10 protein-coding genes are annotated in these 13,237 nt (G+C 66.1%); 8 read left to right on the forward strand and 2 right to left on the reverse strand.

Annotation, left to right across the window (positions count from 1 at the left end; translation table 11 throughout):
• Positions 1 to 220 precede the first annotated feature (220 nt).
• From lptF to QX132_RS01660, 8 genes are all read left to right on the forward strand, one after another.
• On the forward strand, positions 221 to 1,390 hold the full coding sequence (gene lptF, locus QX132_RS01625) for an LPS export ABC transporter permease LptF (RefSeq protein ID WP_315749956.1): 1,170 nt from the start codon (positions 221 to 223) through the stop codon (positions 1,388 to 1,390).
• Positions 1,387 to 2,484, forward strand: coding sequence for an LPS export ABC transporter permease LptG (gene lptG, locus QX132_RS01630; protein ID WP_315739410.1), 1,098 nt, complete (start codon positions 1,387 to 1,389; stop codon positions 2,482 to 2,484). Before lptF ends, lptG begins: the two co-directional genes overlap by 4 nt.
• Positions 2,484 to 4,988 carry an LPS-assembly protein LptD gene (locus QX132_RS01635; RefSeq protein WP_316159916.1) on the forward strand — a complete coding sequence of 835 codons (2,505 nt, stop codon included), beginning with the start codon at positions 2,484 to 2,486 and terminating at the stop codon, positions 4,986 to 4,988. Before lptG ends, QX132_RS01635 begins: the two co-directional genes overlap by 1 nt.
• 104 nt (positions 4,989 to 5,092) lie before the next feature.
• Positions 5,093 to 6,031 (forward strand): SurA N-terminal domain-containing protein, encoded by a 939-nt coding sequence (locus QX132_RS01640; RefSeq protein WP_315739408.1) that lies wholly within the window; start codon positions 5,093 to 5,095, stop codon positions 6,029 to 6,031.
• Positions 6,031 to 7,032 (forward strand): 4-hydroxythreonine-4-phosphate dehydrogenase PdxA, encoded by a 1,002-nt coding sequence (gene pdxA, locus QX132_RS01645; protein ID WP_315777488.1) that lies wholly within the window; start codon positions 6,031 to 6,033, stop codon positions 7,030 to 7,032. The genes QX132_RS01640 and pdxA overlap by 1 nt, the downstream gene beginning before the upstream one ends.
• Positions 7,029 to 7,889 carry a 16S rRNA (adenine(1518)-N(6)/adenine(1519)-N(6))-dimethyltransferase RsmA gene (gene rsmA / locus QX132_RS01650; protein WP_316159917.1) on the forward strand — a complete coding sequence of 287 codons (861 nt, stop codon included), beginning with the start codon at positions 7,029 to 7,031 and terminating at the stop codon, positions 7,887 to 7,889. The genes pdxA and rsmA overlap by 4 nt, the downstream gene beginning before the upstream one ends.
• A 27-nt stretch (positions 7,890 to 7,916) precedes the next feature.
• A complete protein-coding gene (locus QX132_RS01655; protein ID WP_316159918.1) occupies positions 7,917 to 8,975 on the forward strand; it encodes an alcohol dehydrogenase in 1,059 nt (352 codons plus the stop codon).
• A gap of 381 nt (positions 8,976 to 9,356) precedes the next feature.
• Entirely contained in the window at positions 9,357 to 11,609 is a 2,253-nt protein-coding gene (locus QX132_RS01660; protein WP_316159919.1) for a hypothetical protein, read from the forward strand.
• Positions 11,610 to 11,617: 8 nt separating this feature from the next.
• Here QX132_RS01660 and gmk read toward each other — a convergent pair whose 3' ends face one another.
• The gene (gene gmk / locus QX132_RS01665; RefSeq protein ID WP_315755742.1) at positions 11,618 to 12,277 is read right to left on the reverse strand and encodes a guanylate kinase; all 660 of its coding nucleotides are present in this window, start codon (positions 12,275 to 12,277) and stop codon (positions 11,618 to 11,620) included.
• A gap of 3 nt (positions 12,278 to 12,280) precedes the next feature.
• Positions 12,281 to 13,168, reverse strand: coding sequence for a YicC/YloC family endoribonuclease (locus QX132_RS01670; protein ID WP_315755823.1), 888 nt, complete (start codon positions 13,166 to 13,168; stop codon positions 12,281 to 12,283).
• Positions 13,169 to 13,237 lie beyond the last annotated feature (69 nt).

The following is a 13,237-nucleotide window of genomic DNA, read 5'->3' on the forward strand; positions in this document are numbered from 1 at the left end:
GGCAGCTGCCAAGCGCCGCGTGGCGGGCCAGTCACAATCATGAAATTTTGACCGTATTTTCGGGGCGCCACGCCACAGCCATTTTGTCGACGGATCAACGAGATGGTAATGATATTCACTGCTCTTGGAACGTCACGGCGACAGCGGCCTTGGGGGACCCGTTTCAAGGGGGGCTGCAGCGCTCGTTCCGGGACTGCTGATTGGGGATCGAGCGCAGACGATGGGGTCCATCGACAGGTACATCTTTCGCACGACGCTGGCGTCGTTCGCGTTGGTCCTGGTCAGCCTCACCGGCGTGATCTGGATTACGCAGGCGTTGCGCGGCATCGACCTGATGACCAGCCAGGGCCAGACGATCCTGACCTTCCTCGGCATCACCGGGCTCGTGATTCCCTCCCTGCTCGGCGTCATCGCGCCGATCGCGCTGATGATCGCGGTCTCGCACACGCTGAACAAACTCGCGACCGATTCGGAGATCATCGTCATGAACGCGGCCGGCATGTCGCCGATCCGGCTGTTCGTGCCGTTCGCCTATGCCACCTGCGCGGTGGCCGTGCTGGTGACAGTGATCGCCGCCTTCTTCGCCCCCGACGGCCTGCGTCGGATCAAGCAGTGGGATGCCGAGATCACCGCCGACGTGCTCGCCAACATCCTGCAGCCCGGGCGGTTCGCGCAGCTCGACCAGAACCTGACCATCCGGATCCGCGAGCGCCAACCCGGCGGCGAGCTGTCCGGCATCCTGATCGACGACCGCCGCGACCCCAAGGAGCGAATCACGATCATCGCCGAGAAGGGCACCGTCGTGAAGAATGCCGACGGCTCGTTCCTGGTGCTCGAGGACGGCAATCTGGAACGCTTCGAGCTCGGCAAGCGCGAGCCGGCGATGGTCGCGTTCGCCCGCTACGCCTTCGACATGTCGAAGTTTTCGAATCAGGGCCGCGACGTCACGCTCGGCATCCGCGAGCGCTATCTCTGGGAGCTGATGGCCCCCGCCGAGAACGATCCGATCTACAAGCAGATCCCGGGACAATTCCGGCAGGAATTGCACGACCGCTTCCTGGCGCCGATCTATCCGTTCGCCTTCGCGGCCCTCACCTTCGCATTCCTGGGCGCGCCGCGGACGACACGCCAGAGCCGCAACTTCTCGTTCGGCAGCGCCATCCTCGCCGTGTTCGGCGTCCGCATGGCGGGCTTCGCCTGCTCGGTCATGACCGTGAAGACGCCGATGGCGGCGCTGGTGCAGTACCTCATGCTGTTCGGCGTGCTCGGCCTCAGCATCTGGATCATCATCGGCGGCGTGGTGGTTGAGCCGCCGGCGCGGCTGATGGAAGCCATCAACCGCTCGAACGCGCGGATCGCGCGGCTGTTCGGAAGGCCGGCCACCGCATGAGCATGGTCACCAACACGCTCGGGCGCTATTTCGCCGGCCGTTTCCTGGTCTCGGCGGTCGGCGTGTTCGCGAGCATCTTCATCCTGCTCGTGCTCGTCGACTACATCGAGATGGTGCGCAAGACCTCCGGGCTCGCCTCCGCCTCGGCGCTGATGGTGGCGGAAACGTCGCTGTTCCGGGTGCCGCAATTGCTCGAGAAGATGATGCCGTTCTGCGTCCTGATCGGCGCCATGACCTGCTATCTCGCGCTGTCGCGCCGGCTCGAACTCGTGGTGGCGCGCGCAGCCGGGGTCTCCGCCTGGCAGTTCATCGCGCCGGCGCTGGCAAGCGCCATCGTGCTCGGGCTGATGGCCACGACCCTCTACAACCCGATGTCGGCCAATCTGCGCGAGCTCTCCAAGCGCATGGAGGCCGAGCTGTTCGGCGCGGCCCCCGGCGGCGGCGTGCAGGATGCGGCCGGCTTCTGGCTCAACCAGATCAACCCGGACGGCTCCGTGATCATCAATGCCGCCCGCAGCGAGCAGCAGGGCGTCCGCCTGACCGGACTGACCCTGTTCCGTTTTGATACGGACAAGCACTTCAAGGAGCGAATCGAAGCCCGCGAGGCGACCCTCGAAGAAGGCCGGTGGGTCTTCCGCTCGGTGCGCCGATTCTCCCTCGATGCGCCCCCTGTCGACGAACCGACGTTCATTCTTCCGACCAGCCTGACGCCGGCGCAGGTCCGAAACAGCTTCTCCACCCCCGAAACTGTGTCGTTTTGGCAACTGCCGACATACATCCGTTCGTCGGAGAGCTCAGGCTTCGCGACCGCGGGGTACCGACTGCAGTATCATAAGCTGATCGCGCAGCCGTTTTTGCTGGCTGCGATGGTCATGCTGGCTGCGTCCGTGTCGCTCAGGTTCTTCCGAATGGGTGGCGTACAGAAAATGGTTTTGAGTGGCGTGGGCGCCGGGTTTCTGCTCTACGTTCTGTCGAAAGTAACTGAAGATTTGAGCAAGGCTGAGTTGATGAATCCGATCGCTGCGGCGTGGTTGCCGGTGTTCGTCGGCGGCCTCACCGGTTTCATGGCTTTGCTCTACCAGGAGGACGGCTAGTGTCGTTCGTTGCCGTCCGTCAGACAGCGCTCGCCGCGCTTCGGCAGCATGCCGTTGCGCGCCGCGGTTGCGTGCGCGTGCGTCGCGCCGGGTCTGGCGTGCTTGGATTCGTTTTGGCCTGCGGGCTCGGCCTGATGGTTGCGGCTGCGACCGGGGTCGTGGCGCCGAGTCCTGCCGCCGCGCAGGGCTTCACCTACAACCCGCGTCCACCCAAGGCGCCGCCGCCGCGCGTCGCCAACGACAACCAGATGCTGGTGCAGGCGACCGAGGTCGACTACGACTACAACAACTCGCGCGTGTCGGCGGTCGGCAACGTGCAGCTGTTCTACAATGGCACCTCGGTCGAGGCCGACCGGGTGATCTACGACCAGAAGACCAAGCGCCTGCATGCGGAAGGCAACATCCGCATGACCGACGCCGACGGCAAGATCACCTACGCCAACAGCCTCGATCTGTCCGACGATTATCGCGACGGCTTCGTCGATTCGCTGCGCGTCGAGACCGAGGACCAGACGCGGATGGCGGCGACCCGCGCCGACCGCTCCAAGGGGAATTACACCGTCTTCGAGAACGGCGTGTACACCGCCTGCGCGCCTTGCAAGGACGATCCGAAGAAGCCGCCGCTGTGGCAGGTCAAGGGTGCGCGCATCATCCACGACCAGACCGAGAAGATGCTGTATTTCGAGAACGCCCAGCTCGAGTTCTTCGGCGTTCCCCTGGCCTACATCCCCTACTTCTCGACGCCCGATCCGACCGTGAAGCGCAAGAGCGGCTTCCTGATGCCCGGCGTCACCCAGACCGGCGGCTACGGCTTCGGCGTCGACATCCCCTATTACTGGGCGATCGCGCCGGATTACGACGCGACCTTCACGCCGCGCATCACCTCCAAGCAGGGCGTGCTGCTGCAGACCGAGTTCCGCCAGCGCCTCAGCAATGGCGGCTATCAGGTGCGCCTGTACGGGATCGATCAGCTCGACCCCCAAGCCTTCGCCGGCCAGCCCGGCAACCGCCAATTCCGCGGCGGCGTCGACACCAAGGGCCAGTTCGCGCTCAACGACAAATGGGTCTGGGGCTGGGACGGCATCCTGCTGTCCGACTACATGTTCCTGTCGGATTACCGGCTGGCGCAGTACCGCGACCCGTTCAACTCGTTCATGAGCCTCCCGACCGAAGCGATCTCGCAGCTGTATTTGACCGGCGTCGGCAGCCGCAGTTTCTTCGACGTCCGGGCGATCCACTATCTGAGCTTCTCAGGCAACCAGCAGACCGTGCCGGTGGTCTATCCGGTGCTGGATTACTCGAACGTGCTGAACTACCCCGTGTTCGGCGGCGAGTTCAGCTACAAGACCAATTTCGTCAATCTGAGCCGCCAGACGGCGGTGTTCGACCCGATCACGACCACGGCCAACACCAATGGCCTGTGCGCCATCAATTCCGCCGATCCGGCGACGCGCGCGCGATGCCTGCTGCGCGCCACGCCCGGCACCTACACCCGCCTGACTGCGCAGGCGGAGTGGCGGCGGTCGTTCACCGATCCCTACGGCCAGATCTGGACGCCGTTCGCGATCCTGCGCGCGGATGCGATCAACGCCAACGTCTCGAACCAGCCGGGCGTGGGCAACTTCCTGCAGACCGGCGACACCCAGGCGCTGCGGCTGATGCCGACGGTCGGCCTGGAATATCGCTACCCGTTCATCAACGTTCAGCCGTGGGGCACGACGACGATCGAGCCGATCGCGCAAGTGATCATCCGTCCCAACGAGACCTATGCCGGCCGGCTGCCGAACGAGGACGCCCAGAGCATGGTGTTCGACGCCAGCAACCTGTTCAGCGTCGACAAGTTCTCCGGCTACGACCGCGTCGAAGGCGGCGGCCGCGCCAATGTCGGCGTCCAGGCGACGACGCAGTTCGACCGCGGCGGCACCATCAACGTGCTGTTCGGCCAGTCCTACCATTTGTTCGGGATGAACTCGTTCGCGGTGCAGGATGCCAACAACACCGCCATCGGCTCCGGCCTGGACAAGAACGTCTCGGACTACGTGGCGCGTGTCGATTACTCGCCGAACCGCACCTACACGTTCAGCATGCGCAGCCGGTTTGACCAGCAGACCCTGAACATCCAGCGCTTCGAGGCGGAAGCCAAGGCGAACTTCGACCGCTGGTCGGTGGCCCTGACCTACGGCAACTATGCCGCCGATCCGGCGCTCGGCTATCTCGACCGGCGTGAGGGCATCCTCGGCAGCGGCTCGGTCAAGGTGGCGCCGAACTGGGTCGTCACGGGTGCAGCGCGCTGGGATCTGGCAGCCAACAAGATCAACCAGTATGTGATCGGCGCCGGCTATGTGGATGATTGTTTCGTGCTGGCCGCCAACTATGTAACGTCGTATAACTATACGGCAGGCACCACTCCCCCCGTTCTGAGCCATGCCTATATGCTCCAGATCGGACTCCGGACGCTGGCCAATTCCTCGTCCACGGGAACCGGGGCTGGGGGCCTTCAGTAGCGCGCGCCAGTCTCCGACGGGCCGCTCCGTGGGGTTCGAAAGTCCCTCGTCGGGAGCCGTGGCGCGGTTTCCAGTTGGATCAATAGCGACAGCGAAGCTTGGTCATGACGATCGCGTTCTCTCCTCGCCTTCGGGCCCTGGCCATCTGCACTCTTGCCGCACTCGTCTGCGGCATCGGAACGATGTCAGCTCGCGCCCAGAGCATCGTCGTCATGGTCAATGGCGATCCCATCACCGACTATGACATCGAGCAGCGCACCAAGCTGAACTTCCTGAGCACTCGCAAGCATCAGTCCCGCCAGGAGATCATCGACGAGCTGATCGACGACAAGGTGAAGATCAAGGAGGGCAAGAAGTACGGCGTCGAGCCGACTGCCTCCGACGTCGACCAGTCGTTTGCCGGCATGGGCTCTCGCATGCGGCTCAACCCGGAACAGTTGACCAAATCGCTGGAGAGCCAGGGCGTGCGGCCGGAGACGCTGAAGGCCCGCATCAAGGCCGAGATCGTCTGGAGCAGCCTGGTGCGCGGCCGCTACAAGGAGCGGCTGCTCGTCTCCGACAAGGACGTCGCCGCGGCTGTCGCCGCCGCCGGCGGCGACGGCGATCAGCAGGGCCAAGCGTTCGAGTACAAGATGCAGCCGATCGTGTTGATCGTGTCGAACTCCTCGAACCAGGGCTTGATGGAAGCACGTCACAAGGAGGCGGAGGCGCTGCGCTCACGGGTGCAGACCTGCGCCGAAGCCAACAACATCTTCAAGACGACGGCGAACGCGGTCATCAAGGAGATCGTCGTCAAGACGTCCGCCGACATTCCGCCGAATCTGCGCAAGCTGCTCGACGACACGCCGATCGGCCACCTGACTCCGCCGGAAGCGACACGGCAGGGCATTCAGATGGTGGCGCTCTGCTCGCGGACTCCGACCACGATCGACACGCCGAAGAAGCGCGAGATCAAGGAGCAGATGTATACCAAGAAATACGAGGCCACCTCCAAGGCCTATCTGCAGGAAGTCCGCAAGGCGGCGATGATCGAATATCGCTGATGACGAAGCCGCTCGCGCTGACCCTGGGGGAACCGGCAGGCATCGGCCCCGACATCACCCTGCAAGCGTGGCTGCGCCGCACCGAGCTCGGACTCCCCGCCTTCTACGTGCGCGGTGATCCGGCCTTCCTGGCTCAGCGCGCCAAGCTGCTCGACCTCCCCGTCACTGTGGACGAGGTTCGTCCCGAACAAGCGGCGCAGGCGTTTGCGACCGCGCTGCCCGTGGTCTCCACCGGGCACGCCGTGACGGCCCTGCCGGGCCGCCCGGACATGACGAGTGCCGAGGCGGCCATCGGCTCGATCCGGGAGGCCGTGGCCGACGTGAGGGCCGGACGCGCCAGCGCCGTCGTGACCAACCCGATCGCCAAGGCCGTCCTCTACCGCGCCGGCTTCTCGCATCCCGGCCATACCGAATTTCTCGCCGAGCTCGCCGCCGATGGTGGAGCCACGCCACAGCCGGTCATGATGCTGTGGTCGCCTGTTCTCGCCGTGGTGCCGGTGACGATCCACGTCGCGTTGCGCGATGCGATCGAACAGCTGACGAGCCCGCTGATCACGTCGACGACGCGAATCGTCGCGGCGAGCCTGCGTCGCTATTTCGGCGTGGCGCGGCCCCGCATCGCCATGTCGGGACTCAATCCGCATGCGGGCGAGGACGGCACGCTCGGCGGCGAGGAGGACACGATCATCGCGCCGGCGATCGCGACGTTGCGCAACGCCGGGCTCGACGTGAAGGGACCGCTGCCGGCAGACACGATGTTTCATGAAGCTGCGCGCAAGACCTATGACTGCGCCATCTGCATGTACCACGATCAGGCACTGATCCCGATCAAGACTCTGGCGTTCGACGAGGGCGTCAACGTGACGCTCGGCCTGCCCTTCATCCGCACCTCGCCCGACCACGGCACGGCCTTCGACATTGCCGGCAAGGGCACCGCCAATCCGGCGAGCCTGATCGCGGCGCTCGAGCTCGCGGCGCGCATGGCCAGCCAGTCGTCATGAGCGCGATCGACGACCTCCCGCCGCTGCGCGAGGTCATTCGCGAACATCAGCTGTCGGCGCGCAAGGCGCTCGGTCAGAACTTCCTGCTCGATCTCAATCTCACCGCCCGGATCGCGCGCGCCGCAGGTCCCCTGGAGGACGCCACCGTGGTGGAGATCGGCCCGGGCCCGGGAGGCCTGACGCGGGCCCTGCTCGCGCTCGGCGCCCGCCACGTGATCGCGGTCGAGCACGACGAGCGCGCGATCCCGGCGCTGCAGGCGATCGCCGACCGTTACCCCGGCCGGCTCGAAATCGTCTGCACCGACGCCCGCACCTTCGACGTCCGGCCCTATCTCGGCAGCACCAAGGCGAAGATCGTCGCCAACCTGCCGTACAACATCGCCACGCATCTTTTGATCGGCTGGCTTTCCGTAGAGCCGTGGCCGCCCTGGTACGACATGATGGTGCTGATGTTTCAGCGCGAGGTCGCCGAGCGCATCGTCGCGCGCGAGAACGAGGACGCCTATGGCCGGCTCGGCGTGCTCGCCAACTGGCGCTGCGAGACCAAGATCCTGTTCGACATCTCGCCGTCCGCCTTCGTGCCGCCGCCGAAGGTCACCTCGTCGGTGGTGCGGCTGGTGCCGCGCCTTTCGCCCGAACCGTGCGACCGCCGCGCGCTCGAACAGGTTGCCGCAGCCGCCTTCGGCCAGCGCCGCAAGATGCTGCGGCAGAGCCTGAAGTCGCTGCCGGCGGATCCCGTGCGGCTCGCGGCCGCCGCAGGCGTCGATCCCACCCGCCGCGCCGAGACCATTCCGGTGTCGGGCTTTGTTGCCATGGCCCGCGAATTGACCAATAGTCGCAACGATAACAAGTCCTAATCAACAAGCATTTCAGGGAGTTTCATCATGGCGTTGATGCGCCGTCAGTCGCTCGTCAAGTTCGACGCACCGCTGTGCGAAACCATCGTCGAGACGCCGAAGCCGCAAGGCCGGGAAGTTCTGGTTCGCATCGAGCGCTGCGGCCTGTGCCACTCCGACCTGCATATCCAGGACGGCTATGCCGATCTCGGCGGCGGCAAGCGCCTGGACACCACGCGCGGCATGACCCTGCCCTTCACGCTCGGACACGAGATTGCCGGAGTCGTCGACGAGGTCGGACCCGACGTGCCGAAGGAGCTGATCGGCGCGCGCCGCGCAGTGTTTCCGTGGATCGGCTGCGGCCAGTGCCGCGACTGCGTCAATGGCGACGAGAATTTGTGCGCCAAGCAGCGCTTCCTCGGCGTCTCGATCGACGGCGGCTTCGCCACGCACGTGCTGGTGCCCGACGCGAAATATCTGCTGGAGTATGATCCGCTGCCGGTCAATCAGGCCGCGACCCTGATGTGCTCCGGCGTGACTGCCTATGGCGCGCTCAAGCGCCTCGTGGATAGGCCGCGCCAGCGCAATCTGCTGCTGATCGGGCTCGGCGGCGTCGGCATGATGGGCCTTTCGTTCGCGCAGGCGATGTTCAAGCAACCGATCTCGGTGGCGGATCTCTCCGCCGCCGCGCGCGAGACGGCGCTGCAGAATGGCGCCACGATGGCCTACGATCCCGCTGAGCCGGATGTCGTCAAGCGCATCCTCAAGGAGACCGAGGGCGGCTTCGACGAGGTCGTCGATTTCGCCGGCAACGAGAAGTCGATGGCCTTTGCGGTGTCCGTCGTCGCACGCGGCGGCAAGATCGTCGTCTCCGGACTGATGGGCGGCCAGTTCACCCTGCCGATGGTTCAATGGGTGTACAAGCGCATGACCATCGAGGGCTTCATGGTCGGCACGCTGACTGAGGCGCACGAGTTGATGGCGCTCGCGCGCGCCGGCAAGATCAAGCCGCCGCCGATGCGCGAGGAGCCGATGGCTGACGTACAGAAGTGGATCGATGCACTGCGCGCCGGCCATGTGGTCGGACGTGTGGTGCTGACGAACTGATCCGTCGCCTGTTGCGACATCGGACGCGGCGGCGGTGCTGCACCGCTGCCGCTGCTGCCAATCATTTGTCCACAAACGCAGAGGTTGTCGGTGTGACGCCCTTGATCCTTGAGGGTGAAAAACCAGGTCCATCTTCACCGATGTGACCGATTTGGCGCGATAGCGCGGCCAAAATCGCGGCGCGATGCAAACCCTCTTGTGGGAAAAAAGCCGCACTCGGACACGAAAGGATCGAGACAGAATTAATCCGGAATTGCGGCTCATTGCCACCCAACTTGTCTCCGAGAACGCGCCGTTGCGTAAGCGTATCCGGAGTCTTCAATGGCAAGCCGAACGGCAGGAGTTGCATTTGCCATTGCTGCCGGAATCGCTGGCACCGTCGTGCTCGTGCTGCCGCGCGTCGTCTTCGCGGCGGAGGAATGTCTGACCGAGCCGACGGGAGAGAAGTCCGACGCGCAACGCTGGTACTATCGTTTCGATCGTGGCACCAATCGACGTTGCTGGTATCTGAAAGACGCCAACGGCACCCCCCGTGACGCCGCGGCACCGATACGGACGACGCAGCAGCCGGCTCCCTGGGACTTCGCCCAGCCCGCTCCACCCAAACTGACGCCAAGACGCACCGATGGCCCGGTCGTTCGCACCAGCGATGCCCTCGCAGAAGCGCCGCAGCCGCGGCTGCGTACCGATCTCGCCGTGCGAGGCACGCCGAAGCCGCAGACCCTCGCCACACGGACGACGCTGACGGCGTCGGACGCCAGCCTGCCGCGCAGCCTCGATAGCTCGCCCTGGCCCTCTGCCCCGCCGCAACAGGCTGACCCGATTGCGGCCGATGCGCCGCCGCCGGCGATGGCCGACGACGGCAATGTGGAGCCGGACGCGAATGCGGCGCCGGCTGCCGACGGGCCGATCATCGCACCCAAGCCGAGCAAGCCCGAAGCGCCCATCCACGTGCTCATGCTCGTGGTCATCGGCGCACTCGCGATTTCAGGACTGCTGGCGAGCGCGCTCTATCGGCTCAGCCGGATGGGACGGCGGCAACGGCGCAACGGCAGCTGGCACGCGGACGCAGTACGGATGCGCCGTAGTCGCATCAAACCACGGTCCAAGGCGCCGCAGGGCGGGATGCGTGCGAACCGCGGCAGCATGCCGGCGGCACCCTCCCATCCAGGCGGCAGCCGCGGCTCTCAGCCGGCTTCGGTGCTCGACCTCGCCAGCGCGCGGCTGTCCGCTTCAACGGACCAGATCGACCCCCGTGCACAGCGACCGGCGCCGTCTCCCCAGCATCAGGATCACCCGGCCGTGGCCGCACGCCGACGCGACCGGGACGCGGCTGCGGAGATGCAACGGTCGCAGTCCACCGACGCAGTGTGGCAGGCGGTCGATGAGCTGGTGGATCGCGCAGCGGTGCGCCGGGCTGAGCCTTCCGGGGCACAGGCCGCTGCAGCCAACGTGCAGCCATCGCCGGTTGCCGCAATTGCTCCATCGCCTGCTGCTCCGGCGCAAGCACAACTGACGGCTGCCCAGATGGCCGCGGCGCAGGCCACTGCCACCAAGATTGCAGCAGCCCAGGCGAGTGCCGCAGCCGCCTCGCAACGCTCGCCGACCTATGCGGCGCCGACCGCACCCGCCGAGCCCTGGCCGGCTGCGCAGCGAGTTGAACCCGCGAATCCCATCCGCGTCCAGGCGGCCGCACCGATGCCGCCACCTGCCCCGCCACCGACGCAGGCTGGCACGAGCGCCGCCCCACCCGCCCCTGTCGACGTCAGCGAAATCGTGTCGGCGCTGCGCAAGGCCCGCAGCAGCGAAGCCGCGTCCCCCTCTGCCGGCGCCCCGGTCGACGCCGCCAAGGTGATTGCCGCGCTGCTGGTATCGCGCGCGGCCAAGCGGCGTACCACGCAACCCGGCGAGGCTGGCGATGCTCCGGCTGCAGCGGTCCTCGCTGAGACGGCTCCGCCAGCGCGTGAGGACGCGGCACCCCAGTCCACGCCGGCGTCGCAACACCTGACGGATCGTCTGCGTGGCGGCCAGCCGGCCGCTCAGCCCGTTCCCGCGATACCCGATCAACCCACGCGCGCGCCGTCGACGGCACCAGCCGATCCAGCGGCCGCACTGATCGAGACGCTTCGCGCGCATGCGGCACGACAACCGGCCCCTCAGCCTGACGATGACATCGCCATGGCCGGACCCGCGATGATGTCGGAGGCTCCTGCCGCCGAAGACGATGAGCTCGACGATCCCGCGGCGGCGCTGATCAACCTTCTGCAGTCGCGCTTTTCATTGCCCGAAGACGAGCTGGAGGCAGAGCCGCAGCAGGAGGAGCACGAGGAGTTCTCCGTCGAGGCTCAGCAGAACGTCGCGCACATGCATGATGATCCCGCGGCCCGACTGATGAGTCTCCTGGAATCGCGGTCGTCGATCCCCGCCGCGCTCCCCATCGACAGACCGCAGGCGCAGCGGGCGCAGCAGCAGCGCCCCCTGTTCGTGCCGACGCCGTTCGAGGACCCGGCGACCCCGCCGCTCGACTTCATTCCGCGGCCGCCGGCGCTGCGGCCGCGGCCGCGCAACATTCAGCAGGATGAGTCGCTCGACGGCATCCAGGACATCCTGGCGCGTCTCGGCCGACGGGCGTGACAGGCGCCTCAGCTTTCGAGCTGGCGCTGCAACTCGCGGACGAAGGTCGTCAATCCGGTCCGGCGCTCGCGCTTCAGGCGCTCTGCCTTGAGGATCGACTGCACCTCGGCAAACGCATCGTCGACGTTGCGGTTGATGACGATATAGTCGTACTCTGCCCAATGGCTCATCTCGTGACTGGCGCGGCTCATGCGCCCGCGTATGACCTCATCGGAGTCCTGCGCACGCGTATGCAGCCGCTTCTCGAGATCGGCGGCGGACGGCGGCAGGATGAACACGCTGACGACGTCCTGCCGCGCCTTCTCGCGCAGTTGCTGCGTGCCCTGCCAGTCGATGTCGAACAGCACATCCTGGCCGCCGGAGAGCGCCGCTTCGACCGGCGCGCGTGGCGTGCCATAGCGGTTGTCGAACACGGTCGCCCATTCGAGCAGCTCGTTGCGCTTGGCCATGTCCTCGAAGCGCGCCCGGTCGACGAAGTGATAGTCGCGGCCGTCGATCTCACCGGGGCGCATCGGACGCGTCGTCGCCGATACCGACATCCGCAAGCCCGGCATGCGCTCGATCAGCAGGCGCGACAGCGTCGTCTTGCCCGCCCCCGAAGGCGATGACAGCACGAACATCAGGCCGCGCCGCTCGACCCCATCGAAGCTTCCGTCGTGAGCCACCATGGATCACTCCAGATTCTGAACCTGTTCGCGGAACTGCTCGACCACGGTCTTCATCTCGAGGCCGATGTTCGTCAGCTCGATGTCGTTCGACTTCGAGCAGGTGGTGTTGACCTCGCGATGGAATTCCTGGGCGAGGAAGTCGAGCCGGCGGCCGACAGGCCCGCCCTTGCCGAGCATCTCGCGCGCCTGCGCGATGTGCGAGGCAATGCGATCGAGCTCCTCGCGCACGTCGGCCTTGGCCGCGATCAGCAGCGCCTCCTGCGCCAGGCGATCGGGATCGAAACGATCGGAGGTCTCGAGCAGGGCTGCCACCTGCTCGGCCAGCCGCGCCTTGATCGCCTCGGGCTTGCGGCCCGGCGATGCCTCCGCCTTTTTCGCCAGCGCCTCGATCTCGTCGACGCGCTGATTGAGGATTTGTCCGAGTGTGTCGCCCTCGCGCCGGCGCATCTCGACGAGATGCTTCAGCGCGGTCTCGAACGCCGCGATCGCCGCCTCCTTGGCGGCCTTGTCCTCGGCCTCGTCACTCTCCGGCTCCGCCACCTCGATCACGCCCTTGATCGACAACAACCCATCGATGCTCGGTGCGACCGCGTCGATCCGGCCCGCAAGCGAGCTCGCCATCTTCACCACCGCAGCCAACACGTCCTCGTTGATTCGCACCGTCGACCCGGTCTCGGTGCGCTTGACCGTGAGATTCGCATAGACGGTGCCGCGCGACAGGACTTCCGTTGCGCGCTTCTTGGCGAAGGCCTCGACCTCGTCCCAGCCCTGCGGCAACCGCACCCGGATGTCCAATCCCTTGGCGTTGACCGACTTCAACTCCCACTCGAACGAGTAGGGACCGCTTGCTCCGTGGCTACGGGCAAAGCCGGTCATGCTCGACAGCGCCATTTCGTCCATGTCTCCGGCACATTGGGAACGAGGACAGACTCAGCCCCCGCCAAAAGTGCGCGAACCTTA

The sequence above is a fragment of the Bradyrhizobium sp. SZCCHNRI20481 genome (assembly GCF_032485055.1).
Taxonomy (GTDB): Bacteria; Pseudomonadota; Alphaproteobacteria; order Rhizobiales; family Xanthobacteraceae; genus Bradyrhizobium.

Excerpts from the sequence above, each read along its gene's own strand:
- lptG (WP_315739410.1), top strand. The coding sequence starts at position 1,387 with ATGAGCATGGTCACCAACACGCTCGGGCGCTATTTCGCCGGCCGTTTC.
- rsmA (WP_316159917.1), top strand. The coding sequence starts at position 7,029 with ATGAGCGCGATCGACGACCTCCCGCCGCTGCGCGAGGTCATTCGCGAA.
- lptF (WP_315749956.1), top strand. The coding sequence starts at position 221 with ATGGGGTCCATCGACAGGTACATCTTTCGCACGACGCTGGCGTCGTTC.
- pdxA (WP_315777488.1), top strand. The coding sequence starts at position 6,031 with ATGACGAAGCCGCTCGCGCTGACCCTGGGGGAACCGGCAGGCATCGGC.
- QX132_RS01670 (WP_315755823.1), bottom strand. The coding sequence starts at position 13,168 with ATGGCGCTGTCGAGCATGACCGGCTTTGCCCGTAGCCACGGAGCAAGC.
- gmk (WP_315755742.1), bottom strand. The coding sequence starts at position 12,277 with ATGGTGGCTCACGACGGAAGCTTCGATGGGGTCGAGCGGCGCGGCCTG.
- QX132_RS01640 (WP_315739408.1), top strand. The coding sequence starts at position 5,093 with ATGACGATCGCGTTCTCTCCTCGCCTTCGGGCCCTGGCCATCTGCACT.
- QX132_RS01655 (WP_316159918.1), top strand. The coding sequence starts at position 7,917 with ATGGCGTTGATGCGCCGTCAGTCGCTCGTCAAGTTCGACGCACCGCTG.